Annotated in this window: 23 protein-coding genes and 2 pseudogenes; 11 read left to right on the top strand and 14 right to left on the bottom strand. The window is 71.7% G+C overall.

All coding sequences use genetic code 11. The features are described 5' to 3' along the window. Nucleotides 1–11 precede the first annotated feature (11 nt). The 4 genes from H537_RS48820 to H537_RS0103225 form a co-directional block, all read right to left on the bottom strand. On the bottom strand, nt 12–3,203 hold the full coding sequence (locus H537_RS48820) for an MASE3 domain-containing protein (protein WP_051241681.1): 3,192 nt from the start codon (nt 3,201–3,203) through the stop codon (nt 12–14). 217 nt (nt 3,204–3,420) lie between these two features. After that, nucleotides 3,421–3,843: a DUF1810 domain-containing protein gene (locus H537_RS0103235; protein WP_028996744.1), complete on the bottom strand. Its 423-nt coding sequence runs from the start codon at nt 3,841–3,843 to the stop codon at nt 3,421–3,423. A gap of 41 nt (nt 3,844–3,884) precedes the next feature. Further along, nucleotides 3,885–4,859, bottom strand: coding sequence for a DMT family transporter (locus H537_RS40885; protein ID WP_084150407.1), 975 nt, complete (start codon nt 4,857–4,859; stop codon nt 3,885–3,887). A 73-nt stretch (nt 4,860–4,932) separates the two neighbouring features. Beyond that, nucleotides 4,933–5,625, bottom strand: coding sequence for a helix-turn-helix domain-containing protein (locus tag H537_RS0103225; protein WP_043458117.1), 693 nt, complete (start codon nt 5,623–5,625; stop codon nt 4,933–4,935). Nucleotides 5,626–5,794: 169 nt separating this feature from the next. Here H537_RS0103225 and H537_RS55350 point away from each other — a divergent pair, with 169 nt between their 5' ends. Continuing rightward, the gene (locus H537_RS55350; RefSeq protein ID WP_028996742.1) at nt 5,795–8,248 is read left to right on the top strand and encodes an ATP-dependent DNA helicase; all 2,454 of its coding nucleotides are present in this window, start codon (nt 5,795–5,797) and stop codon (nt 8,246–8,248) included. Here H537_RS55350 and H537_RS0103215 read toward each other — a convergent pair. Both H537_RS0103215 and H537_RS50605 read right to left on the bottom strand, forming a co-directional pair. Continuing rightward, nucleotides 8,190–8,693, bottom strand: coding sequence for a DEAD/DEAH box helicase family protein (locus H537_RS0103215; protein ID WP_028996741.1), 504 nt, complete (start codon nt 8,691–8,693; stop codon nt 8,190–8,192). The genes H537_RS55350 and H537_RS0103215 overlap by 59 nt on opposite strands. A 155-nt stretch (nt 8,694–8,848) precedes the next feature. Continuing rightward, a pseudogene (locus H537_RS50605) lies at nt 8,849–10,368 on the bottom strand (ISNCY family transposase). A gap of 269 nt (nt 10,369–10,637) precedes the next feature. On the opposite strand from H537_RS50605, the gene H537_RS0103200 reads away from it, so the two are divergent. From H537_RS0103200 to H537_RS40880, 3 genes are all read left to right on the top strand, one after another. Beyond that, on the top strand, nt 10,638–11,099 hold the full coding sequence (locus tag H537_RS0103200) for an Hsp20/alpha crystallin family protein (protein WP_028996738.1): 462 nt from the start codon (nt 10,638–10,640) through the stop codon (nt 11,097–11,099). Nucleotides 11,100–11,139: 40 nt separating this feature from the next. After that, the gene (locus H537_RS0103195; protein WP_084150367.1) at nt 11,140–11,571 is read left to right on the top strand and encodes an Hsp20/alpha crystallin family protein; all 432 of its coding nucleotides are present in this window, start codon (nt 11,140–11,142) and stop codon (nt 11,569–11,571) included. Between the two features lie 134 nt (nt 11,572–11,705). Then, entirely contained in the window at nt 11,706–12,866 is a 1,161-nt protein-coding gene (locus H537_RS40880; protein ID WP_051241677.1) for an App1 family protein phosphatidate phosphatase, read from the top strand. 13 nt (nt 12,867–12,879) lie between these two features. Here the strand turns inward: H537_RS40880 and H537_RS54315 are convergent. From H537_RS54315 to H537_RS52290, 3 genes and pseudogenes are all read right to left on the bottom strand, one after another. Beyond that, nucleotides 12,880–13,465, bottom strand: a pseudogene (locus H537_RS54315) (aldehyde dehydrogenase family protein); the annotation flags it as partial. A 578-nt stretch (nt 13,466–14,043) separates the two neighbouring features. Then, the gene (locus H537_RS0103170; RefSeq protein ID WP_028996736.1) at nt 14,044–14,457 is read right to left on the bottom strand and encodes a hypothetical protein; all 414 of its coding nucleotides are present in this window, start codon (nt 14,455–14,457) and stop codon (nt 14,044–14,046) included. A gap of 91 nt (nt 14,458–14,548) precedes the next feature. Then, entirely contained in the window at nt 14,549–14,689 is a 141-nt protein-coding gene (locus H537_RS52290; protein ID WP_156901361.1) for a hypothetical protein, read from the bottom strand. A 342-nt stretch (nt 14,690–15,031) separates the two neighbouring features. Between H537_RS52290 and H537_RS0103160 the strand changes: the two genes are divergently transcribed. The 7 genes from H537_RS0103160 (at nt 15,032) to H537_RS0103130 (ending at nt 21,668) form a co-directional block, all read left to right on the top strand. Further along, nucleotides 15,032–16,027, top strand: a complete 996-nt coding sequence (locus H537_RS0103160) for an ABC transporter ATP-binding protein (protein ID WP_043458116.1) — start codon at nt 15,032–15,034, stop codon at nt 16,025–16,027. Between the two features lie 71 nt (nt 16,028–16,098). Continuing rightward, entirely contained in the window at nt 16,099–17,382 is a 1,284-nt protein-coding gene (locus tag H537_RS0103155; protein WP_028996734.1) for an ABC transporter substrate-binding protein, read from the top strand. Between the two features lie 32 nt (nt 17,383–17,414). Beyond that, nucleotides 17,415–18,449, top strand: coding sequence for an ABC transporter permease (locus H537_RS0103150; RefSeq protein ID WP_238446593.1), 1,035 nt, complete (start codon nt 17,415–17,417; stop codon nt 18,447–18,449). 2 nt (nt 18,450–18,451) lie between these two features. After that, nucleotides 18,452–19,360, top strand: a complete 909-nt coding sequence (locus tag H537_RS40870; protein ID WP_051241674.1) for an ABC transporter permease — start codon at nt 18,452–18,454, stop codon at nt 19,358–19,360. A 7-nt stretch (nt 19,361–19,367) separates the two neighbouring features. Further along, nucleotides 19,368–20,093: a GntR family transcriptional regulator gene (locus H537_RS0103140; RefSeq protein ID WP_028996732.1), complete on the top strand. Its 726-nt coding sequence runs from the start codon at nt 19,368–19,370 to the stop codon at nt 20,091–20,093. Continuing rightward, nucleotides 20,090–20,866, top strand: a complete 777-nt coding sequence (locus tag H537_RS0103135; RefSeq protein WP_028996731.1) for an aspartate/glutamate racemase family protein — start codon at nt 20,090–20,092, stop codon at nt 20,864–20,866. The genes H537_RS0103140 and H537_RS0103135 overlap by 4 nt, the downstream gene beginning before the upstream one ends. 304 nt (nt 20,867–21,170) lie before the next feature. Next, nucleotides 21,171–21,668 carry a hypothetical protein gene (locus tag H537_RS0103130; protein ID WP_028996730.1) on the top strand — a complete coding sequence of 166 codons (498 nt, stop codon included), beginning with the start codon at nt 21,171–21,173 and terminating at the stop codon, nt 21,666–21,668. A gap of 46 nt (nt 21,669–21,714) precedes the next feature. On the opposite strand, the gene H537_RS0103125 is transcribed toward H537_RS0103130, so the two are convergent. The 5 genes from H537_RS0103125 to H537_RS0103105 all read right to left on the bottom strand — a co-directional run bounded on the left by H537_RS0103125 (nt 21,715) and on the right by H537_RS0103105 (nt 24,903). Beyond that, nucleotides 21,715–22,182, bottom strand: a complete 468-nt coding sequence (locus H537_RS0103125) for a hypothetical protein (protein ID WP_028996729.1) — start codon at nt 22,180–22,182, stop codon at nt 21,715–21,717. Continuing rightward, nucleotides 22,179–22,397 (bottom strand): hypothetical protein, encoded by a 219-nt coding sequence (locus H537_RS0103120; RefSeq protein WP_028996728.1) that lies wholly within the window; start codon nt 22,395–22,397, stop codon nt 22,179–22,181. Before H537_RS0103120 ends, H537_RS0103125 begins: the two co-directional genes overlap by 4 nt. 14 nt (nt 22,398–22,411) lie before the next feature. Next, on the bottom strand, nt 22,412–22,891 hold the full coding sequence (locus H537_RS0103115) for a nuclear transport factor 2 family protein (protein WP_051241672.1): 480 nt from the start codon (nt 22,889–22,891) through the stop codon (nt 22,412–22,414). Between the two features lie 107 nt (nt 22,892–22,998). Next, entirely contained in the window at nt 22,999–24,030 is a 1,032-nt protein-coding gene (locus tag H537_RS0103110; protein ID WP_028996726.1) for an isocitrate/isopropylmalate family dehydrogenase, read from the bottom strand. 39 nt (nt 24,031–24,069) lie between these two features. Beyond that, a complete protein-coding gene (locus H537_RS0103105; RefSeq protein WP_051241670.1) occupies nt 24,070–24,903 on the bottom strand; it encodes a nucleotidyltransferase family protein in 834 nt (277 codons plus the stop codon). Between the last annotated feature and the right edge of the window lie 11 nt (nt 24,904–24,914).

Raw genomic sequence — 24,914 nt, 5'->3', positions numbered from 1 at the left:
CCCCGGGGTCCTCAAACCCGCGTGCACTCCAGGTCCGCCAGCCCCGTGCGGGCCGCCTCCAGCAGCGCCTCCACCTCGTCCGCCAGCCCCGCCACCGCTGCCTCGGCGGCGTCGGGGCTGTGCACCTGCGCTTCCACCGCCAAGGCCGCCTGGCGCAGCCGCGGCGCGAACACCGTGCCGCCCACGCCGCGAAGCCGGTGCGCCAGCCCGGCGATCTCCTCGGCCTCGCCCCGCGCCAGCAGCTCGCGCAGCAGCGCGGCCGACTCGCCGTGGTGCGCCACCAGCGTCTGCAGGATCTGCTGCACGGCCTCGGGCCGCCGCAGCCGCGCCCACAGCGCCGGCCAGTCGATGGCCGGCTCCGCCGCGCCGCCGTCGCCTTCAGCCTGGCCCGGCGCCTGGCCCTGAGGCGGCAGCGCTTGTGCGTCCGGGGCGCGCAGCCGCCCCACGGCCCGCAAGATCACCGTGCAGAGCTCGTCCACGTCCACCGGCTTGGTGACGTGGTCGAACATTCCGGCCTCCAGGCAGTGCCGGCGCTCCTCGGCCAGCGCGTAGGCCGTCAGCCCGATCACCGGCAGCCGCGGATACAGCGCCCGGCAGCGCCGCGTGGTGTCGTAGCCGTTGAGGCCGGGCATCTGCACGTCGGTGACGAGCACGTCCACGCCGTCGGCGCCCTGCTGCAGCAGCTCCAGCGCCTCCAAGCCGTTGCTGGCGACGGTGCAGCGCGCGCCCTCCTGCTCCAGCAGGTCCTGCAGCACCCAGCGGTTCACGCCGTCGTCCTCGGCCGCCAGCACGTGCAGCCCGCGCAGCCGCTGCCCGGGCTGCGCCGCCGGCAGCGCGGGCACGGCTTCGGGCAGCCGCGCCTCGACCACCGGCAGCCGCACCAGGAAGCAGGTGCCTCGTCCCGGCTCGCTGCGCACCTCGATGCTCCCCTGCATCAGCTCCACGATGTGCTTGGTGATGGACAGCCCCAGCCCGGTGCCGCCAAAGCGCCGCGTGGTGGAGCTGTCGGCCTGGGTGAAGGGGCGGAACAGCTGCTGCACCTGCGCGGCGCTCATGCCGATGCCGGTGTCCTCCACTGCCATCTCCAGCCAGCAGTGCTCGCCGTCCACGGCCTTCGTCACCCGCAGCCTCACGCTGCCCTGGTCGGTGAACTTGATGGCGTTGCCCAGCAGGTTGACCAGCACCTGCAGCAGCCGGGTCTCGTCGCACAGGATGCCCCGCGGCAGGTCCGGCGCGCAGTCGGCGCTGAACTCCAGCCGCTGCGTCAGCGCCCGCGGCGCGGTCAGCCGCATGGCGCGCTGGACCAGGTGCAGCAGGTCCACCGGCCGCTGCTCCAGGCTCAGCTTGCCGGCCTCGATCTTGGCCAGGTCCAGGATGTCGTTGACCAGCTCCAGCAGCAGGCGGCCGGAATCGTGGATCTGCCGCACGTAGTCGGGCCCCGAGGCCGCCTTCGGGTCGCGCAGCGCGATCTGCGCCATGCCCAAGATCGCGTTGAGCGGCGTGCGGATCTCGTGGCTCATGTGGGCCAGGAAGGCGCTCTTGGCCAGGTTCGCCGCCTCGGCCGCCACCTTGGCCGCGGCCAGCTCGGCCGTGCGGGTCTCGACCAGCTCCTCCAGGTGGTGCCGGTAGCGCGCCAGCTCCTCGCCCATGCGCTTGCGGTCGGTGACGTCGCGCACGTAGCCGTGCCACAGCACGCTGCCGCTGCCGTCGGCCACGGTCTCGGGCTCGGCCTCGCACTCCAGCCACAGCGTGCGCCCGTCGGGCAGCACGGCGCGGAACTCGTCGTGCCACGTGCGCAGCCGGCTGGCCGACACGCGTATCGCGGCGCGCACGCGCTCCATGTCGTCCGGATGCACCACCTGGAACACCGGCGCCGCGTCCCGCACCACGCCTTCGGGCGCGATGCCGAAGATCTCGCGCATGCCTTCGCTGGCATACGGGAACGCGGCGCGCCCGTCGGGCCAGCGCTGGAACTGGAACACCATGCCCGGCACCTTGGCCGAGATCTTCTGCAGCCGCGCCAGCAGCTCCTCGGTGCGCTGCTGCATCGCCTTGCGGTCGGTGATGTCCATGTGCACGCCCGCGGCGCGCAGGGCCGAGCCGTTGCCGGCGCGCTCCACCACCTGGCCGCAATCGAGGATCCACACGTAGTGCCCCGCCTTGTGCTGCAGCCGGTGCTCGCATTCGTAGAACGGCGTGCGGCCCGTCAGGTGAGGATCGAGCGCGGCGCGGATCCCCGGCCAGTCGTCCGGGTGCACCAGCTCGGCCCAGCTGCTGATGTCGGGAAGGATTTCATCGGGCGAATATCCCAGCATCAAACACCAGCGCTCGTTGAACACGACCGCGCCGGACTTGATATTCCACTCCCAGGTGCCGACGTTCGTCGCGGCAATGATGTTGCGGTAACGCGCGCTCATTTCCTGCAGCGCCGCCTGCGGCATGCGCACACCCTGCACGAAAATGGCATAGAAAATCATGCCGTAGGCCACGGTCTTATAAAGGTGGCCGGACAGGTTCATGATGTCCGTGACCTGGCCGTACAGCGTGAAGAACAGCTCGGACAAACCCATGGTCCAGGCCGCGGCGGCCATGAGCGCGGTGCTGAACGAGTGCGAAGCCCAGGCCTGCCAGGCCAGCCTGAAGGCCGCTGCCACGAACAGCGCCACCAGCGTGTACTCGACGCCGATCTTGAAGTCGCTGAGGCCCTCGCCCGGGATGAAGGTGCGCGGCAGCCGCTCGGCGTGCCACAGGCCGACCCAGTAGCTCAGCCCCACCAGGGCCACGGTGCCCAGCAGGCCCAGCACGGTGGCCGGGCGCGACGCCGGCTGCTGCGGCAAGAAGGCAAACAGCAGCAGCGCGGCGGCGGAAAACAGCCGTGCCGCCAGCCAGAAATTGATGGCTTTTTCCGGTCCGCTGGGCGTGACGAATGCCGGCATGCCGTCAAACGAGAAGGTGTGGGCAAAATCGATCGTGGCCACCAGCAAGAATCCCAAACCCAGGGCCAGCATGCGCTGGTCGCTGCGGCGGTGCAGCGTCCAGGTCAGCGCAAATACCATTACCGCCATCGCCATGGCGGAAAATTCCAATACCGTGTGCAGCGCCAGATAATGGTGCGGCACGTCGAAAATATGCTCGGCCGGCAACCAGAAAGCGAGCAGCATGAAACCGGTCAGCAGGCCGACCCCGGCTTTCAGGCTCCTCATCGCGCTTTCAGGGGCGACCATGCGTCACGGCTTCGTTGTGGTTGATGCACTGCTTTCGGCGCATTGCCGCCCCCGGACCGACGCGCAGGTCCGGCGGGATTTCGGACGGATGCCCTTTCTCGCAGCTTAGGATTGTGCCCAAATGTGACCGCAGCGCCGGATTCCGGTCAATCGGAATGTCGGCCGGCCTCTCGGGGCAGCGAGAAGCGGCGGTGCGTCAGCGCAGCAGTTCCAGCGTGCGCGGGTCGGGTCCGCCGAAGAAGCGCTGCAGCGCCTGGCCGAACAGTGCCTCCTCGGGCGCCACCTGTGCGAACAGCGTCATGCAGGAGCGGAATTTCAGGTCGTCGGGCGAGTGGAAGACGTCGTGCGCGCTGCGCGATGCGGGCACGCCCAGCACCAGCGCCGTGCACTCGCGCAGGCGCGGGCCGAGCTGCGGGTGGCGCCAGTAGGCCAGCGCCTCCTCGCGCGAGGCCAGGCCGTAGTGCAGCGCGGTGCTGCTGCGGCCCAGCGCCTTGAGCTGCGGGAACACGAACCACATCCAGTGGCTGCGCTTGTCGCCGGCGGCCAGCTCGGCGCGCACCTGCGGCAGAACCGGATCCTGCGCGGCAACGAAGCGCTGGAGGTCGAAGGGGTCGTCCATGGCGATGCTCCAGGTGGGGCCGGCCGCGCGACGCCCGGGGGTCACTGGCCGGCGGTGGTCAGGGACCCGGAGCTTGCCCCAGCGGCGCCGCCCTTTTCCGGGCCGGGCTGGCGTGACGCGCCGGCCAGCTCGCCGCGCACCACGGCCAGCACCCCGGCCACCACCAGCAGCAGGCCCAGGAAGGCCCAGGCCGAGGGCCGCTCACCCACCACGGTGACGGCCAGGACGAAGGCCACCACCGGCTCGCCCAGCGCCAGCGTCACCGCGGACGCCGCGGACACGTGGCGCAGCCCGTGGCTGAACAGCAGGTAGGCCACGCCGGCCGTGGCCACGCCCACGTAGAGAACGGCCAGCACGTCGGTGCCGCGCGCCGAGGGCGCGCCGGACTCCCACCATGCGGCAGGCAGCGCCAGCGCCGCGGCCACGGCGAAGGCGTGCAGCGTCACGGCCGAAGGTGCCATCACGCGCAGCAGCCGCTGGCTCAGCAGCGTGTAGACAGCGTAGGACAGCCCGGCGAGCAGGCAAAGCGCGATGCCGCCCGCCGCGATGCCGGCCGACGCGCCGCCGCCGGCCAGCGTCATCAGCGTCCCGCCGCCCACGGCCAGCGCGGTGCCCAGCCACCAGGCCGCGGCCGGCACCCGGCGCGCCAGCAGCGACTGCAGGATGCCCGCCCACACCGGCCCGCTGCCCAACGCGATGGCCGTGCCCACCGCCACCCCGGCGCCGCGCACGCCGGCGAAGAACGCGAGGTTGTAGGCCGCCATGCTCAGCCCCGCGCCCAGCAGCGCGAGCCAGGGCATCGCGGCGCCATCGGCAGAGACTTGGTCCGGCCGGGCCTGGCGGCGCTGCCAGCTGAAAACAGCGGCAAAGAAGGCGGCGGCCACCAGCAGCCGCAGCGCGCCGAACCACAGCGGGCTCAGCGCCCCGGTGGCGAAGGACTGCGCGGTGCCCGTGGTGCCCCAGAGGGTGGCAGCCGCCAGCACCAGGGCGACGCCGGTTTTGGGATCGGTGTTCATGCCGCGCAGGATGCGGCGCGGCGGCACGGGCAACTGTCGAGAAACTCGCGTCCTGCGCCTGAACCCGCGCCGCTCAGCGGCCGGGCCTGCGCAGCGCCCGGGCGCCGGTGCCGCGCTCGCGCCGCAGTGCGAAGGCCAGGGCGCTGGCCGTCGCGTAGCCTACCTGCAGTGCCGCGGCCTCCAGCGACAGCCCGGCGCGCAGCAGCCGCTCGGCGGCGTCCAGCCGGCGCGCGCGCACCCAGGCCGCAGGCGGCTGGCCGGTGAGCTCGGCGAAGCGGGCGTGGAAGCGCTGCGGGCTCAGGCAGCACAGGGCGGCCAGCCTCGGCGTGGACCAGTCGGCGGCCGGGGCCGCGGCGACCGCGGCTTCCAGCGCCGCCAGGTCCAGGCGACGGCGCGCCAGCAGCGTGGGGGTGTCGCCCAGGGCGGCCAGCAGCGCGGGGGCGTCCAGCGCCTCGGCCGGCTGGGCTTTCCAGGCCGGCGGTGGCGTGAAGCGGCGGATGCGCTGCAGCGCGCCGATGCCGGGCGGGGCGTCGAGCACCAGCATGCGCGCCGGCAGCTCGGCCAGGAAGGCGTGCGAGACGCCGGCCGGGACGATCAGCGCGCTGGCCGCGTCGACGAAGGCGGCATGCCCGTCCAGCTCCAGCTGCAGGCAGCCCTGCAGCCCCACCAGCACCTGCGCATGCTCGTGCGCGTGCGCCGGGTACTCGCCGGTGTAGCGGCGAAGCGAGGCCTGGGGTTCGTGCAGGAGCGGGCGGTGGAGGTCCATGGCGCGGGGCGGCAGCGGTGGGCGGAAGGGGGAGCCCGGGGCTCGGCGCGGAGGGGGATTGTGCTTCGTGGTTCTGCAGAGGACGGCAGGGGGCTTATTGGTCGGACACCCCAGCGGGCCGGCCCCACGGGCCAGCGCCTTCCCACCCCCGCGCGACAATCCAGCCTGTATGTCCGCACAGTCCGCCGATCAGCCGCTCTACACCGTCGCCGTGCGCGCGCTGTGCGAGTTCGGGCTGCGCCGCGGCGATCTGGACCAGCGCCTGAGCGGCGGCCCCACGGCGCAGGAGGGCATCGAGGGCCACGCGCTGGTAGCTTCGCGCCGCGGCCCGGGCTACCGGCGCGAGCTGCCGCTGCAGGCCGACGTGGGCGATCTGCGCGTGCGCGGCCGTGCCGACGGCTACGACCCCGCGCTGCACCGGCTGGAGGAAGTCAAGACCTACCGCGGCCGGCTGGAGCGCCAGCCGCCCGGCGTGCGCGCGCTGCACTGGGCGCAGCTCATGATCTACGGCGCGCTGCTGTGCCGCGAACAGGGCTGCGCCGACGTGGAGCTGGCGCTGGTCTACCTGGAGCTGGGCAGCCGGCAGGAAACCGTCTTCACCCGCCGCTGCACCGCCGAGGCGCTGGAAGCCGAGCTGCGCTCGGCCTGCGCCGCCTTCGAGCACTGGGCACGGCAGGAAGCGACCCACCGCGCCGCGCGCGACGCGGCCCTGCGGGCGCTACCTTTCCCACATGCCGGCTTCCGCCCCGGACAGCGCCAGCTCGCCGAGGCCGTGTACCGCGCCGCGCGCGACGCCCGCTGCCTGCTGGCGCAGGCGCCCACGGGCATCGGCAAGACGGTGGGCACGCTGTTCCCGCTGCTCAAGGCGCTGCCGGCGCAGGGCATCGACCGCGTGTGCTTCCTCACCGCCAAGACCTCGGGCCGTGCCCTGGCGCTGGAGGCGCTCAGGACGCTGCGCGCAGCGTCGCCACCGCCGGCATCCGCCCCGGTGTTCCCGCTGCGCGTGCTGGAGCTGGTGGCGCGCGAGAAGAGCTGCGAGCACCCGGACAAGGCCTGCCACGGCGGCTCCTGTCCGCTGGCAGCGGGCTTCTTCGACCGGCTGCCCGCGGCGCGGCTGGAGGCGCCGGCGCTGCCGTCGTGGGAGCGCGAGCCGCTGCGCGCGCTGGCCGCCCGCCACGGCCTGTGCCCGTACTACCTGGGCCTGGAACTCGCGCCCTGGGCCGACGTGTTCGTCGGCGACTACAACCACTGGTTCGACACCACCGCGCTGCTGCACGGGCTGAGCACCGCCCAGGGCTGGAAGACCGCGCTGCTGGTGGACGAGGCGCACAACCTGGTCGAGCGCGCACGGCGCATGTACTCCGCCGAGCTGGACCCGGCCACCTGGCGCACCCTGCAGCGCGGCACCAGCGGCGAACTCAAGCGCGCGCTGCAGCGCCTGCAGCGCCGCTGGCGCGAGGCAGTGCGGCTGCCGGCAGCCGACGACACTGAAACCGGCGCCGGCGACACGCCGCTGCCGCAGGCGGCGCCGGCCCAGGCCGCGCTGGCGCTGGCCGGGGATGGCGGCGAGGTCGAAGCCGCGGCATTGCCCGCCCTGGCCGCCGCGCCCGCCGCCCGGCCCCGGACGCCGCGCCTACCCGCGCCGCCTTACCGCGTGCTGGAGGAGATGCCGGCCCCCTTTGTAGAAGCGCTGCAGCTGGCGGCCTCGGCAGTGCTGGAGCACTTGGCCGACGACCCCGGCAAGCCCGACCCGGCGCTGCTGGACTTCGCCTTCGACGCCCTGCACTTCGCCCGGCTGGCGGCGGATTTCGGGCCGCATGCCCTGCTGGACCTGCACACCGAGGGCCGCCACGAGCGGCTGTGCCTGCGCAACGTGGTGCCCGCGCCGCACCTGCAGCCGCGGCTGGCGGCGGCGCACAGTGCCACGCTGTTCTCGGCCACGCTGCAGCCGCCGCACCACCACCTGCAGCTGCTGGGGCTGCCCGAGGACACGGCGCGGCTCGAAGTGGCGGCGCCCTTCGCCGCGGAGCAGCTGCGCGTGCACGTGGCGCGGCGGCTGTCCACGCGCTGGCAGCACCGCGAGGCCTCGGTGGAGCAGATCGTGCGGCGCATGGCCGCGCAGTACGACGACCGGCCGGGTCACTACCTGGCCTTCTTCAGCAGCTACGGCTACTTGCAGCAGGTGGCGCAGCGCTTCGAGGCGGAGCGGCCGGACATCCCGGCCTGGCGCCAGTCACGCGGCATGAGCGAGGAGGAACAGGCCGCATTCATCGCGCGCTTCGTGCCGGGCGGGCGCGGCATCGGCTTCGCGGTGCTGGGCGGCGCCTTCGGCGAGGGCATCGACCTGCCGGGCGAGCGGCTCATCGGCGCCTTCATCGCCACGCTGGGGTTGCCGCAGGTCAACCCGGTCAACGAGCAGTTCCGGGCGCTGCTGCAGCGGCGCTTCGGTGCGGGCTTCGAGCACGCGTACCTGTATCCGGGGCTCCAGAAGGTGGTGCAAGCCGCGGGCCGCGTGATCCGCGGCCCCGAAGACCGTGGCGTGCTGCACCTGCTCGACGACCGATTCAGCCGCCCGGACGTGCGCGCCCTTCTCCCGGCGTGGTGGTCCATGGACGCAGGATGAGCTCGCCCAGGCGAGCCCAAAGGCTGGGCCGGCGCGCGTCGCCGGAGGCCGGGCGCCGGCCGCACATCCCCAGCATCGCGACACCCAGGGTGAAGTAGAGCCCGTAGTCGTCGGCGTTGCCGGCCGACGGGTCCAGCGACAGCGCCCAATCTCGGCCCTGCTCGTCCCCGACCACCACCGTCCCGAACGCCAGTGCCTGCAGGCCGGACGCCGAGAGCGCCGCCGGCAGCACCGCGTCCTGCAGCAGGCCGTGCAGCCCCGCCACCTCCCAGGCCCCAGCCCGCTGCAGGCCCTCCACCCACTCGGCCAGCCCGTCCGGCAGCAATGTCAGCACCGAGGCCGGCGCCGGCACCGGCACTTCCTCGTCAAGCTCGGGCAAGAGGTTCGCGTGCGCCGGCCACCCCGAGGCACCAGCCAGGACAAGAGCGATCAGGGCGGCTTTCATTCCGTACTCCCAGGCAACTGCATTCACAACGGCGCCAGCATAGGGCGGGCATGTCACAAGTTGTGACAACAATACCGCCATATGGCGCCCGGCTTCAGACGGCGGAGCCGGGCGTCTGACGTGCCGCAAAGCCGGTGCGATGCGCTTGAAAAAAACTAGGGCGGCAAAGTCAACTGATCGGCCAGCTGCTCCAGGCCAGCAAGGTAGTGCTCGGGATTGCGGCGGAAGCGCGTGCGCTGCACGCGCGCACAGCGCCGCCGCTCCAGTTGTTGTCGTAACTCCTGCCAGCGTTGTCGGTTGGCACTTGCGAGCTCGCGTGCCGTGACCAAGCACCCCCGCGTAGCCGTTGCCGCCAGCAGTCGCACCGCACCGCGCAGCACCGTGGCAGGGCTGGCGGCCTTGCGACCCGTGGTGCGCCGCTCGTGATGGCGGTACGAGCCGAACAGCTGTTCGAGATCGTTGTTGGTGCGTGGCAACTCGTCGTTGTCGTAGCAGTGGAACAGTCCCGCGTGCCAGCGGCGCGCCACGTGCGCGAAGCGCTCCAGTGCCGGGGCCAGCGTGCCCGCGTGATGCCCGTGGCGGCTCATGGCCCCGAGCAGTCCATCGAAGCGCCGCTGTACCACGCGGGCACTGGAGCCGTCTTCATTGCTCAGGATGTGAGCGGCCTTGTGCACCCAGTGCCAGGCGTGGATCACGTCGGGCCACAGCGCGGCGGTGCGTTGCAGCGCGCGCTCCAGCAGCCCCTGCAGCTTGGTCAGCGGTGCCGGGCACCGCGGCCCCCCCTTTGCCCCACCCGCTGCAGGCTCTGGCTAACGGCTTCGAGCCGCTGCTTCAGGCGCAGCCCGTCGGCATCTAGCGGCGGGTGACCGTCGTCGGTGAGCGCGCTGCGCACCGCCGAGCAGTAACCGCGCACGACCTGGGCCTCGGTGTCGTCGCGCCCTTCGACCGAGCGCTCGATAGGGCGCACGCCCCTGACCTGGGCCTTCAGCAGCTTCTTGGCGTGGCGGTCGGCCTCGAACACCGGCAGCGCCGCCTCGCGCAGGAAGTGGAACTGGCACAGCTGGTGGGGCACCCCGGGCAGCTCCTGCGCCACCGCCCGCCGGATCGTGTCCTGCCCGTCGCTGATGACGCCCACCACCGGTATCTTGCCCAGCGGCTGCAGCGCCTGGTGCAGCAGTTGCGCCAGATCCGCGCTGGTACTGGAGAGCAGGCTGCGCGCGAGCAACACCTGGCTGGAGAGGCAGTCGCGCAGCACCCACAGCACCTCATGCCCCACGTCGGGCTGCAGCCCGTCGAGCGCCAGTACCACGCGGCCTTGGGCGGCGAGTTCCTGGCGCAGCCGCGCGCTGTCGCCCAGCGCCGTGGCCAGCAACTCGTCGTAGCGGTCCACCAAGTTCGTGACGCTGCGCTCGCAAATGCCCACGCCCCGCGCCACCAGCGCCGCATGGATCTCCGGCACGCTACGGTGCTCCTGGTAGCGCAGCGCGCCCACCAGCGCCAGCACATCCAACCCGAACTCGTGCTGGGGCAGTACCAGCGCGCCTTCGGCTTCGGGGCGGTAGGGGCGGTGGTAGTGCTCGCACGCTGGGTTCTCGCAGCGCGAGATCCTCATGCGCAACCCCAGCATGCCGCCCAGCGTCACCACCGTGCGGCGGTTCTCGTAGCGCCAGTGCAGCGACTCACCGCACGCCGGGCATTCCTGCCTCAGCACCGTCAGCAGCTGAACTTGCCCGGGCGATCCTCTGGTGGTGAGCCGCGCCATCGCATACCTCCGCGTGGCAGCAAATAACCCCTCTTGGACGCTTCAACCCTCAGCAAGTTCTGCCGGCCTAGAAAAAAAGCCTCTTGAAGCCGCGCGGGGCTGCCCTATCTGGTGCTCATCCCGGCCCGCAAGGCACCAACGCAAGGACGCCACGGGGCCGCCTGACGCAGGAGGACACAGCAATGTATGGATCCCTTTTGAGCTTCCCCGGTGGCCTGTTCGGCGACTTCGAGCGCCTGCGCCGCGAGCTTGACGACGTGTTCGGCCCCGTGGGCCAGCCGTCGAGCATCCGGTCGGTTGCGCCCGGCACCTATCCGGCCATCAACGTCGGCCGCACGCCCAACAGCGTGGAGGTCTACGCCTTCGCCCCGGGCTTGGACCCGGCCAAGATCGAGGTCAATCTCGACCGCGGCGTGCTGACCATCTCCGGCGAGCGCGCGTCGTCGCTGCCGCAGGGCGAGGAAGGCGGCAAGCAGCAGCGCGTGTACGGCCGCGAGCGCCCGAACGGCCGCTTCATGCGCGCCATCAGCCTGCCTGACGACATCGACCCGTCCAAGGTGCAGGCCCGCTACCGCGACGGCGTGCTCAACGTGAGCGTCGCGCGCCGCGCCGAGGCCCAGCCGCAGCGCATCCAGGTTCAGTGACGAACGCAACCAACGCAACCAGTTCACGGGAGACATCGCCATGAGTGACACCCGCGACATCCAGACCCAGAGCCGCAACGAGAGCAACGTGCAACAACAACCGCAACAACAGAGCGCCCGCCGCGTGGCGGCCCAGGACGACCGCGCCATGGTGCCGCGCGTGGACGTGCTGGAGGACGAGTCCGGCATCACGCTGCTGGCCGACCTGCCCGGCGTGCCGCGCGAGCAGCTGGAGCTCAAGGTGGAAGGCGACACGCTGCTGATCGAAGGCACCGTCGCCGCGCCCACGCCCGAGCAGCTGGAGCCGCTGTACGCCGAGGTGCGGCTGCCGCGCTACCGCCGCGCCTTCACGCTCAGCCGCGAGCTCGACACCGGCGCCATCCAGGCGCAGCTGCGCGACGGCGTGCTGAACCTGCGCATCCCGAAGCAGGCGCACGCGCAGCCGCGGCGCATCGAGGTGCAGGTCGGCTGACACCGCTTCCCTCCTCCCCGGGCACCGATCGACACCACCCGCCCGGGTTCGAGCCCGCCGCCGCGACCGGTTCGCGGCGGCGGGTTTTTTTCTTTCGGGCACGCGCGGGGCACGAACCTTGCCTCGCCGCGGCCATGAAGCTGCGACCTGCAATCGGCCGCTGGGTGGCGCGCGCCGACCGGCTCAACGACTGGCGCCGCACCCGGCTGCACCACGTGCGGCCCCGGCATCCGCTGGAGATCGTCCCGTACCTCGGCTTCGGGACGTCCCGGCGGCTGCAGCTGGGCGGGCGGGTGCTGCGGCTGGTGGAGCACCGCGCGCCGCAGGCGGACGACCCGGCCTGGCGCAACCTGGTCGCCGTCTACCGGCGCATGGCCTCCGACGAGGTGGCGCACGCCCGGGTGCGGGCCGCGCTGGAGGGGCTCACGGTGGAGACGCGGGCTGACGCCGAGGGGCATTTCCAGCTTGCCATCGAGCCCGGCGGGCCGCTGGAGGCGGGCTGGCACGCCATCGCGCTGGAGCTGCTGGCGCCCTTGGCCCCCGGCGCGGCGCCGGCGACGGCCTGTGCCCGCGTGCTGGTGCCGCCGGCCTCGGCGCGCTTCGGCGTGATCAGCGACCTGGACGACACGGTGCTGTGGTCCGACGCGCGCAACCGGCTGCGCATGCTGGCGCTGCTGCTGCGCTCCAACGCCTACACGCGCAAGCCCTTCGAAGGCGTCTCGGCGCTGTACCGGGCGCTGCACCGCGGCGCCGCCGGGGCCGAGGGCAACCCGGTGTTCTACGTCTCCAGCAGCCCGTGGAACCTGTACACGCCGCTGACGGACTTCCTGCGCCTGCAGGGCCTGCCCGAGGGGCCGCTGATGCTCAAGGACTTCGGCGACCACATGCTGTTCGAGCCGCTGGACCATGCGCAGCACAAGCTGCGCTGCATCGAGCAGATCTTCGGCACCTACCCCGGACTGCGCTTCGTGCTCATCGGCGACAGCGGCGAGCACGACCCGGAGATCTACGCCGAAGTGGTGCGCGCGCACCCTGAGCGGGTGCTGGCGGTGTACATCCGCAGCGTCGATCCCGACCCCGCCCGCCACGCCACCGTCGCGCAGCTGGCCGAGGGCGTGCGCCGCGCCCGCGTGCCGATGCTGCTGGTGCCGGACAGCCTGGCGGTGGCCCGCCACGCGGCGGACGCCGGCTGGATCGCGGCGCAGGCGCTGGAGTCGGTACGGGCCGACCAGCGCGAGGAGGAGGCCGCGCCGCCGGTGTCGGCACAGCCGGACATCCCGAGCGTGGCGACCTGAGCCGCCCCGCGGCTCAGCCCAGCCCGCCCTGGCACAGGTATTTGACGTGCAGGTAGTCGTCCAGCCCGTGGGTGGAGCCCTCGCGGCCGTAGCCTGAGGCCTTCACGCCACCGAAGGGCGCGGCCTCGACCGCCAGCGCGCCCTCGTTCGTTGATGCCCACGATGCCCGTCTCCAGCGCGTCGGCCACGCGCCAGAGGCGCGCCACGTCACGGCTGTAGAAGCAGGCCGCGAGGCCGAAGGGCGTGTCGTTGGCCTGCGCCGCCACCTCCTCCTCGCTCTCGAAGCGCAGCACCGGCACCACCGGCCCGAAGGTCTCCTCGCGGGTGCCTTCCATGCCGGGCCGCACGTTCGCCAGCACCGTGGGCGCGTAGTGATTGGGGCCGCTGGCCGCCTCGCTGCGCACGCGGCGGCCGCCCACCACCATGCTTGCGCCCTGCTCCAGGGCGTCGCGCACGTGGCGCTCGATCTTGTCCACGGCGCGGGCGTTGATCATCGGGCCGATCTGCGAGGCCGGATCGCCGGCGGGGCCCCCCCGCAGCGCGCCCACGCACGCGGCCAGCTTCTCGACGAAGGCATCGTGCACGGCGCCGTGCACGTAGGCGCCCGGGTGCGCAGTCCGAGCTCGGCCAGCGCTTGGCCCAGCGCGATGGGCGCGCGCGCCACCAGCACGTTGTCGTTGGGATGCAGCCGGATCAGCGGCGAGAGGTTCGAAGAGGCGGTCATGGCTGGTGGTCGGGCTGCGGAGAACGGGGAGCGGGTGGCGCGGGGCACGGGGCACGGGATCAGCCCTTGGCGATCGGCTCCTTGAGCTTCAGCCGCTCGATGCGCTGGGCGTCGCGGCGGTAGGTGGCGGCCACGTACTGCGCGTAGTCGGGGCCGTCGAGGTACATCAGCGGGGCGTTGATCTTGTCGCAGGCGGCGGTGAACTCGGGGCTGGCCGCGGTGGCCTTGAAGGCCTCGCGCAGGCGCTTCTCGATGGCCGGCTCCAGCCCCCTGGGCGCGCTCGGGAGCGGCGCACTACGACGCGCAGGGGCTGGCGCGGGTGCTGCCGGTGGAGGTGGCTATCGAGCTGCCGCCGGTGGGGCTGATCACGCTGCAGGGGCGGAGGAGCTGATGGGGTGGCTGCGGGAAACGGCCGCAGGCCGCCGCCCCATCGCTTGAATCAAGTCCGCGGCTTCAAGCGTCGCGCTCCGCATCCAGCTGGCGTTCCAGCCAGGCCGTACCGAGGGCCTTGAGCTTTTCCCAGTGCGCGTCGTTGAGGCAGATGGTGCGGGGCCGGGTCCGCTTGTCCACGGCTGGCTCGGATGCGTGCCTGGGCCGGTCGCGGCGCAGTTCCAGGCCGCTCGGGTCGATGGACAGGATGCGCGCGGCCCTGCGCAGCGCGTCGCCCATCACGGCGTGGTCGTCTTCCACGCGCCAGGGCTGGGACGTCAGCAGCCCCAGCTGCCTGCGCGCCTCCTCCTTCAGCGCCGCCGCCTCCGTCGCCGTGACGCCGGTGGAGTAGTTCAGCAGGTGCAGCGGCATGGCCGCGATGGCGGCCTGGTGTGCCTCGGTGCTCTCCGAGGCTCCTTGTGCGAAGTCGGTTGCCATGGGTGTCTCCCTGGAAGCTGAAAACCGGGCGCCACGCCCGGTTCAGGCATGACGACGGCAATCACCATACCGCAGGGCTCGGCCCCGGCCCTCAGCCCATGAACCCCTTCGCCAGATCCACCAGCGGCACGTAGGCGGTGGGCAGGCGCGACGACCCCTGCTCGATGCTGCCGCCGCCGTACACGCCGACCTGCTGCGCGAACGCCGACGCCATTCCGAGCAGCAGCGCCACGACCAGCCACCGCCCCGCTGACGCCACAACCCCACGGATTTCCCCCCTGGCCCCCGAGATCCCTCTGGTGAGAACCACGCAGCGGCGGTCTGTGCCGCCTGCTTGACATGGCCCTGGTTGTTGCACGGATTTCGTCGGCGTCTCGTCAGACCTGAGCGGTTGTGACCAAATCTTACAAATAGTGTCAGAGGCAGTGCCGGCGCGCCGGGCGCCTGTGCCTTGGGACAGGGCGCGTCGCCCCGAAGCGGTGCCCTGATTGCACACTTTGGAGGCATCAGATCGTATGCAATCTGCGCCTTCGACGGGATACAAGCTGGCACGGGCATTGCGTACCAGCGTTGCATGAGCACCGATCTCGCGCATCTCGAACTGGTGGCCCTGAGCAAGCGCTACGGGCCCGGCACGCCGGCCGTGGACGCCATCGACCTGCAGGTTCGCGCCGGCAGCTACTGCTGCCTGCTGGGCCCCTCGGGCTGCGGCAAGACGACCACGCTGCGCATGATCGCCGGCCACGAGGTGGCTACCGAAGGCGACATCCTGCTGGGCGCGCGCAACATCACCGACCTTGACGCCACGCAGCGCGGCACGGCGATGATGTTCCAGAGCTACGCGCTGTTCCCGCACCTCAACGCGCTGGACAACGTGGCCTTCGGCCTGAAGATGCGCGGCGTCGATGCCGCCACGCGGCGCGCGCGCGCCGCGGAGCTGCTGGACCTGGTGGCCATGGGCGCCTACGCCCAGCGCAAGCCCGGCGAGCTCTCCGGCGGCCAGCAGCAGCGCGTGGCGCTGGCACGGGCGCTGATCACCAACCCCAAGGTGCTGCTGCTCGACGAGCCGCTCTCGGCGCTGGACCCCTTCCTGCGCGTGAAGATGCGCGCCGAGCTCAAGCGCTGGCAGAAGGACCTGGGCTTCAGCTTCGTGCACGTCACGCACTCGCAGGAGGAGGCGATGGCGCTGGCGGACCAGGTGGTGGTGATGAACGCCGGGCGCATCGAGCAGCAGGGTACGCCGCACCAGATCTTCAACGCGCCGCGCACCGAGTTCGTGGCGCGCTTCATGGGCGGCCACAACGTGCTGCCCGCCGGCAGCGCCAAGGTGGCCGTGCGCAGCGACCGCACGCTGCTGACGCGCGGCGCCGCGAGCGCTGGCGAGGGCTTGGCCGCCACCGTGCAGAACGTCGAGTACCAGGGCACCTACGTGCTCGTGACGCTGGCCTCGAACGCCGGCGAGGTCGCCGCCATGCTGCCCGAGGGCGCCTTCGACGTCGCGCCGTGGGCACCGGGCGAGGCTGCCACCGTGTCGTGGCTGCCGGCGCACGCGCACGCGCTGCAAGCCTGAGCCGCGGCGCCCTCGTCTCCTTTCGCTTTTCTCCCCCGCCAACAACACACCGTTCCCGTCAAGGAGCTCGCATGTCCGACAGCAAGATCAAGAACCCCGTGGCGCAAGACACCGCGCTGGGCCGCCGCAGCCTGCTGCAGGGCATGGCCGGCATCCTGGCCACCGGCATGGCGCCGGCCGTGTTCGCGCAGGAGAAGGTCGTCCTGCGCTACCTGGGCACCGCGGTGAACCAGGACAAGAAGATCGCCGAGAAGTTCAAGGCCGACACGGGCATCGACATCCAGTACGTGGCCGTGACCACCGACGACGTCACCAAGCGCGCCGTCACCGCGCCCAGCTCCTTCGACCTGATCGACACCGAGTACTTTTCGCTCAAGAAGATCATCCCCACCGGCAACCTCAAGGGGATCGATGCCAGGCGCATCAAGAATGCCGACAAGATCACGCCGCTGTTCACCCGGGGCGAGGTCGCGGGCAAGAAGGTGGGCGACCAGGGCACCGCGCCCAAGAAGGTGATGTACCTGCCCGGCGAGAAGGCCAAGGCCTTCGCGGACTCGCCCACGCAGTTCATGACGCTGATCCCCACCGTCTACAACGCCGACACGCTGGGCATCCGGCCCGACCTGATCAAGCGCCCGATCAGCTCCTGGGCCGAGCTGCTCAATCCGGAGTTCAAGGGCAAGGCCGCGATCCTGAACATTCCCTCCATCGGCATCATGGACGCGGCGATGGTGGTGGAGGCCATGGGCCTTCACAAGTATCCCGACAAGGGCAACATGACCCGCGCCGAGATCGACCTGACCATCAAGACGCTGATCGAGGCCAAGCGCGCCGGCCAGTTCCGCTCGCTGTGGAAGGACTTCAACGAGAGCGTGAACCTGATGGCCTCGGGCGAGGTGGTGATCCAGTCCATGTGGAGCCCGGCCGTCACCGCGGTGCGCACCAAGGGCATCGCCTGCAACTTCCAGCCGCTCAAGGAAGGCTACCGTGCCTGGGCCGCCGGCTTCGGGCTGCCCTCCACGCTCTCGGGCCGCAAGCTCGACGCCGCCTACGAGTTCATCAACTGGTTCCTCGACGGCTGGGCCGGCGCCTACCTCAACCGCCAGGGCTACTACAGCGCCGTGCTGGAGACCGCCAAGGCCCAGATGCAGCCCTACGAGTGGGCCTACTGGATGGAAGGCAAGCCCGCCGCGCAGGACATCAAGGCCCCGGGCGGCGAGCTGCTGGCCAAGGCCGGCAGCGTGCGCGACGGCGGAAGCTACGAATCCCGCATGGGCGCCATCGCCTGCTGGAACGCCGTGATGGACGAGAACACCTACATGGTCCAGAAGTGGAACGAGTTCGTGGCGGCTTGAGCCGGTTGAGCTGACCGCCTGGAGACGCCCGCATGTCCAACCAACCCGTCATGCCCGCGGAGGCGGGCATCCACGAGCCACGCGAAGCCGCCCGGCCTGCGCGGATGCCCGCCTCCGCGGGCATGACGAAGCGGGGCGTTTCCTCCCCTGGCGTGCAGGCCGGGGCGCGCGGCCCGCGCAAGCCCCGCACCCTGCGCGCCGGCCCGCCCGCCTGGCTGCAGGCCACGCCCTTCTCGCTCGTGTTCCTGCTGTTCTTCATCGCCCCGCTGGCGCTGGTGGCGATGGTGAGCTTCTGGAACTTCAACGAGTATGAATTGCTGCCCGGCTTCACCTTCGACAACTACCTGAAGGTGTTCGAAGGCTGCCCCGTCAACCCCGACGGCCAGCTCTGCGTCACCTTCGCGACGTACCTTTCGACGCTGAAGTTCTGCCTGCTGACCTGGGCCATCACGCTGGTGCTGGGTTTCGCCGTGGCCTACTTCCTGGCCTTCCACGTGCGCGGCACGGGCGTGCAGACGCTGCTGTTCCTGCTGTGCACGATCCCGTTCTGGACCTCCAACGTCATCCGCATGGTTTCCTGGGTGCCGCTGCTCGGGCGCCACGGGCTGGTCAACGACACGCTGATGGCGACGGGGTTGATCCAGCAGCCGCTGGAGTGGTTGCTCTTCTCCGACTTCTCCGTGGTGCTGGCCTTCGTGCACCTCTACACGATGTTCATGCTGGTGCCGATCTTCAACTCCATGATGCGCATCGACCGCTCGCTGCTGGAGGCCTCGCGCGACTGTGGCGCCGGCGCCTGGCAGACGCTGTGGAACGTCATCGTGCCGCTGTGCAAGAGCGGCATCGTGATCGGCTCCATCTTCGTGGTGACCATCGTCATGGGCGACTTCGTGACCGTGGGCGTGATGGGCGGGCAGCAGATCGCCTCGGTGGGCAAGGTGATCCAGGTGCAGACCTCCTACCTGCAGTTCCCGCTGGCCGCGGCCAACGCCGTCATCCTGCTGGCGACGGTGCTGATGATCGTCTGGGGCCTGACGCGGGTGGTGGACATCCGCCGGGAGCTGTGAACATGGCCGCCTTCAAATCCGCCCGCCCTGCGCGCCGCGACGACCGCCGCCCGCCCGGCTTCTGGCCGCTGGCCACGCTGTTCGCGCTGTTCGTGCTCTTCCTCTACGGGCCGACCTTCACCATCTTCGTGCTGAGCTTCCAGGGCCCGCAGGGCGGGCTCACCTTCCCGATGCGCGGCTGGTCGCTGCACTGGTTCGCGCAGCTGGCCGAAGGCCTGGGCACGGTGGACGTGTGGGCCGCGCTGCGCCGCTCGCTGGCGCTGGGCGCGGTGGTGATGGGCCTGACCGTGCTGCTGTCGGTGCTCGCGGGCCTGGCCTTCCGCAAGCAGCTGCGCGGCGGCTCCGCGCTCTTCTTCGTGACCGTGGCCAGCCTGATCATGCCCTCCATCGTCGTGTCGCTGGGCATCGGGCTGCAGTTCCGGCTGCTGGACGACGGCGTGCGCGCGCTGCTCGCGGCCTGGGGCCTGGACGGCGTGCTGGAGAGCTACACCACGCTGATGGGCCTCTACACCTCGGCGCTGGGCGCGCACCTGACTTGGACGCTGCCCTTCGGCCTGTTGATCATGTTCGCGGTGTTCAACCGCTTCAACCCGGCCTACGAGGAAGCGGCGCGCGACCTGGGCGCCACCCCCTGGCAAAGCTTCAAGCACGTGCTGCTGCCGCTGATCGGCCCGTCGGTGGTGGGCGTGGGCCTGTTCGGCTTCACGCTGAGCTGGGACGAGATCGCTCGCACCTCGCAGGCCATCGGCGACGTCAACACGCTGCCGCTGGAGCTGCAGGGCCTGACCACCACCGTCACCACGCCTGCCATCTACGCGCTGGGCACGCTCACCACGCTGCTGTCGCTGGCCGTGATAGCGCTGGCGCTGGCCGTGTCCTGGCTGCTGGGCCGGCGGCGCGCCGCTGCCTGACGCCGCCATGGCTGATGATCTCGACATGACCGACGACGCCACCCCCGCCGCCACGAACCTCTCCGACGCGCAGATCCACGACCGCATCGTGGACGCCATCCTCGACCACCAGCTCCTGCCCGGCACCCGGCTCGCGGAGGACAAGCTGGGCCAGGCCTTCGGCGTCTCGCGCACCCGCATCCGCCAGGTGCTCATCCGCCTGGCGCAGGAGCAGATCGTCACGCTCGCGCCGCACCGCGGCGCCTCGGTGGCAACGCCCGACGTGGACGAGGCGCGCGAGGTGTTCGAGGTGCGCCGCATGGTGGAGCCGTTGCTGGTGCAACGCTTCATGCAGCACGCCTCGGCCGGGCACCTGGGCGCGCTGGCGAGCTGCCTGGCGCAGGAGGAGGCCGCGCGCGCCGCGGGCGAGCGCCGGCGCGCCATCCGCCTCTCCGGCGAGTTCCACCTGCGCATTGCCGACGGCGCGGCGCACCGCACGCTGGGACGCGTGCTGCGCGAGCTGGTGTCGCGCACCTCGCTGGTGATCATGACCTACGGCAACGGCGAGGCGCCCACGGGCTGCGGCTGCGCCGACCACCGCACGCTGCTGGCGGCCATCCGGCTGCGCGACGAGAAGGCCGCCGCGGCGCTGATGACACAGCACCTGCTGGAGATCGAGCAGCAGCTGCGCATCGAGCCGCCGGCCGCGCAGGTGCCGGACCTGGCGCAGATCTTCGGAGCCACCACGGCATGAGCGCGCCGTCCACCCCGCGGCGCCTGCTGGTGCTCAACCCCAACACCTCGGTTTCCGTGACCGAGCTGGTCGCCACGCACGTCCGGGCCGAGCTGGGCGCGGGCGCCACCGTGGACGCCGCCACCGCGCGGCTGGGCGCGGCCTACATCGCCAGCGAGGCCGCCAGTGCCATCGCCGGCCACGCGGCGCTGGACGCCTGGGCCGCGTACCGCGCGCAGGGCACGCGGCCCGATGTCGTGCTGCTGGCCTGCTTCGGCGACCCGGGGCTGTTCGCGCTGCGCGAGCTGTGCGACTGCCCCGTCACCGGGCTGGCGGAAGCGGCCTTCCTGCAGGCAGCGCGGTCGTCGGCGCGCGGACGCTTCGGCGTCGTCACCGGCGGCGCGGCCTGGGGCCCGATGCTGGTGCGCCTGGCGCAGGGCCTGGGATTCGCCGACGCGATGGCCGGCGTGCACACCGTCGCGCCCAGCGGCGCGCAGCTCGCGGCCGACCCGGACTCGGCGCTGCCGCTGCTGGCGCGGGCCTGCCGCGACGCGGCCCGCGCGCTGGACGTGGACTGCGTGATCCTGGGCGGTGCCGGGCTGGCAGGCCTGGCCGCGCGCATCCAGCACGAGGTGCCGGTGCCGCTGATCGACAGCGTCACCGCGGGCGCCCGGGAGGCGCTGCGGCTGGCGGACGAAGCGGCGCCGGGCGCCGCGTCCGCGACGCCGTCCGGCGAGGGGCCGGCGTGGCGCGGCGTCTCGCCGGAGCTGGCCGGCTACCTGGCAGGGCGCTGAGCTGGGCTACGCCGCAAGGCCAAACTCGCTGCGCAGCGGATGGTCGTCCGGCGTGATGGCGGTCGGAAAGCATGGCGAACTTGACGCTGCCGTCGAGCCAGCGGTTCGTCACCACAAACCGTGGCTTTCCGTGACGGACTTCAACTTCCACTCCGATTTGTCCGGGTTTACGAGAATATCCCCCCCGTTCAGGGGGGTCGAAGCTTCTTCCATCGGTCGCCAAGGCGGACCGGGGCAGTACCAGGTGCTTCGGCACCCGGCGTCCGCCGTGACTCATCTTTGAACGGCTGGAGGAGAAGTGCCCATGGTGAACAAGCGTTCTCCGATCTTCGCGGTCCTGGCTCTCGCGGCCTGGGCGTTTTGCGGTGCGGGTCCGGCGCTGGCGCAAGGCAAGGCGCCGCGCGGCGACGCGGCCCAGGTGCGCGTGCTGCACTGCGCCGACGTCGTGTGCAGCGCGCCGGGCATGGGCGCGGCCCGCGGGCAGCTGGCGCTGTCGGCCCACTACCCTCAACTGGCGGGCATGGCACTGCGCGTGGTGGTGGTGGACGAGGCGAACAAGCAGGTGTCGCTGATCGACGTGCGCTCGGACGTGGCCGCCAGCGGGGACTTCCGCGTGGACCTGCCGGTGCACCTGCTGGGCCGCGGCACCTATGGCATCGGTGTGCTGGCCGGCTCGCGCTTCCTGGCCGACGGACGCATCCAGGTGATGGCCGCGGCGCGGCCCACGCTGCCGCGGACGCTGCAGGCCCGCGTCCCGGGTACCAGCCGCGTGAGCGCAGCCGGCACGCTGCCGCGCGGCTGAAGGCGCGTCCGGGCCGGCACCGCGGCGGGGACGCTCCCGGGGCCTCTCAGAGCAGCCGAAGGTCCACGATCAGCGCGAAGGCCGGCGCGATGCGCAGCGGGCGGCCGTTGCCGTCCAGGTCCACGTGTCCGGCCAAGCCCACGCCGTGGCCCGAGACCTCCAGCCGGATCGCCAGCATCTGCAGCAGCGGCGCATCGGGCCCGCGTGGGCGCCAGGTGCCGTGCTCCAGCGCGACGAACACCAGCTCGGTGCCCGGCTCCACCTGCGCCAGCGCCTCGCGCTGGAAGCGCTTGAAGCCGGTGAGCGGGTGGCCCGAGGGCTCCTCGTCGGCCACGGGCAGCACGCGCGCGTCCAGCGCCCGCTGGCGGCGCAGCGCCAGCCAGCGGCCGGCATAGTGGCGCAGCCGCACGCCCGGGGCGCACAGCCGCGCGGCGTAGAGCGTGTACACGGCACGCAAGCCCTCCGGGACTTCGGGAGGACGATCGTTGCGATCGGATTCGGGATGCTGGTTCATGGCACCTCGGCGTCGAGCCGTGACGGGGCTCGCCACATCAGACTGATGCCCCGTCCGGGCAACGCACAAGCCGTCAAAAAGGGCACCTCCCCCGCCTTGAAGCGGAACGGCACCCCCGCCGCGCCCACCGCAATGAGCGCCACCACCGCATCGAAGGGAGCGTCAAAACCCTGAGGCGGCGGCCTGCCGGCGCCACGCAGGGCGTCCGGCTCCATGCAACGCGGCCTCATCAGGGCGCGTACAGCACGAAGCGCGCGTCGCGCCGCGCGATGCGCCAGCCCTTGGCGGTGAGCGTGAACACGTCGTCGAACTCGCCCATCACCTGCCGCCGTGCCGGGCGGCCGGAGGCGCCCTCGGCGTCGCCGGTCTCGCCGCCCCACAGCAGGACGTAGCTCAGGCCGCGCGCCCGCGTGGCCGAGTCCAGCTCGATGACGCTGCCGGTGACGAGGTGGCGCGTGATGCGGTCGGTCGGCCGCGTGCGGTAGGAGGCGAGGATGGCCTCGCGCCCGCGCAGCGGCTCGCCGCCGGGACGGGTGAGCACCGCGTCGGTGGCGAACAGCGCCGCGAACGCCTCGTGGCGGTGGCTGTCGGTGCAGTGCGCGGCGCGCACCACGAGATCGCGGCAGGCCTGCTCGGCCAGCAGGCGGTCCAGGGTGGACAGGGAAGCGGCGGCGGCGCCGCTGCTCTCTTTGGGAGGGAGGGAAGGCATGGTTGGTTCACCAGGACTGCAGGCAACGCGGCGATTTGAACGCAGCGCCCATGCCCGGTGCGGCGCGGGGCCACCGCCGCAGCGCCCCCCGCGCCGGCAGCGGCGGCTCAGCCGTTGGCGATGCGCGCCACCAGCGCCTGGGTGTACTCCTTCGTGCTGGCCTTGCCGCCGAGGTCGCCGGTGCGCACCTGGTCCAGGTTGAGCGTGTCGTCGATCGCCTCGCGCAGCCGCGTGGCCTTGTCGCCGAGCCTGACGTGGTCGAGCATCTGCGCCGCGGCCAGCAGCAGCGCCGTGGGGTTGGCCAGGCCCTTGCCGGCGATGTCGGGGGCCGAGCCGTGCACGGCCTCGAAGATGGCTGCATCCGCACCGATGTTGGCGCCCGGCGCCATGCCCAGGCCGCCCACCAGCCCGGCCGTGAGGTCCGACAGGATGTCGCCGAAGAGGTTCGTGGTCACCAGCACGTCGAACTGCCAGGGATTGAGCACCAGCTTCATGGCGCAGGCGTCCACGATGATGCTGTCCATCTCGATGCGCCCGGCGTAGCGCTCGGCGTGCATCTGCTGCGCCGTCTCCAGGAAGATGCCGGTGAGCGCCTTCATGATGTTGGCCTTGTGCACGACGGTGACCTTCTTGCGGCCCAGTGCGATGGCGTGCTCGAAGGCGTACTCCAGGATGTGGCGGCAGCCCTGGCGCGTGTTGATGCCCGTGGCCATGGCCACGGCGTGCGGGTCGTCGTCGATCTGCACGTAGTGCTCATGGCCGATGTAGAGGCCTTCCAGGTTCTCGCGCACGAGCAGCAGGTCGATGTTGTCGAAACGGCCGCCGGGGATGATGGTGCGCGCCGGGCGCACGTTGGCGAAGAGCCGGAACTCCTCGCGCAGCCGCACGTTGGAGGAGCGCCAGCCGCTGCCCGAAGGCGTCTCCAGCGGCCCCTTGAGCGCCAGCCGCGTGCGGCGGATGCTGTCCAGCGTGGCCTGGGGCAGCGGGTCGCCCGCGGCCTTCATGCCGGCCGCGCCGGCCACCTGCGGATCCCATTCGAAGGGCGAGCCCAGCGCGTCCAGCACGGCCACGGCGGATTCGACGATCTCGGGGCCGATGCCGTCCCCGGCGATCAGGGTGGCGGGAATGCGGTTGCTCATGAAACTTGCTCCTTCCTTGGGGGATGTCTTGATCTGGATCTACTTGTCCGGAGGCTTGTCGATGGCGGCCGTCCAGGCCGCGATCTCCTCCTCGCTCATCGTACCGGCTGGGCGCAGCCGGGCATCCCCGGCGCCGTGTTCGAGATCGGGCAGGTACTGCTCGCGCGACAGGAAGGTGCCCTGGCAACGACCGTTGGCCGGCGGCGGCGCCAGCATCTCGTCCTGCAGCTTGTGCAGCAGCCCGTGCATCACCCACGCCGGGACGCGGTCGCGCTCGTCGGGATAGATGTAGCCGAACAGCACCAGGTGGCTCAGCAGCACGCGCCAGTGCTCTCCGGCGCGCTCCATCAGGTGCGGCCAGTCCAGCGTGGCGGCGCAGCCGCGCAGCACGTGCGCCACGTCGGCGCCGTCGTAGCGCTCGCGCTCCATGATGAAGGACTTGGACCAGATCATGTCCTCGGCCGACATGGTGCGCACCGTGCGGCCCAGGACCGTGTCGCTGCCCGCGCGCTCGAACCAGCCCTCGTCCACCGCGTTGAGCCCGTTGGCCGAGGCGAAGATGAAGTCGATGAAGAAGGGTCCCTGGTAGACCTTGCCCAGCCAGTGCGGGAATGTCAGCTCGCTGCACAGCCCGGTGCCCGCAAGCACCTGGTCCAGCCGCAGGAAGTCCTCGCGGCGGATGAACAGGTCCAGGTCCTTGGTCGGCCGCTCCACGCCGGTGAGCCCCGCCAGCGCGAAGGCACCCCCCACCAGGAACGGCACGTCCGCATCGTCCAGCGCCTGCAGCACCTGCAGGTAGAAGGGTTCGGCCTGCGGGTCGAGAGCGCTCGCACTGGCGGCCGGCGGCAGCGGCGTCTTGGCGGTGGATGTCATGCCGCTCCCGG

Origin of the sequence: Azohydromonas australica DSM 1124, assembly GCF_000430725.1 — a bacterium.
In the GTDB taxonomy this organism is placed as follows: Bacteria; Pseudomonadota; Gammaproteobacteria; order Burkholderiales; family Burkholderiaceae_C; genus Azohydromonas; species Azohydromonas australica.
This window is presented reverse-complemented; position numbering and strand designations above follow the sequence as displayed.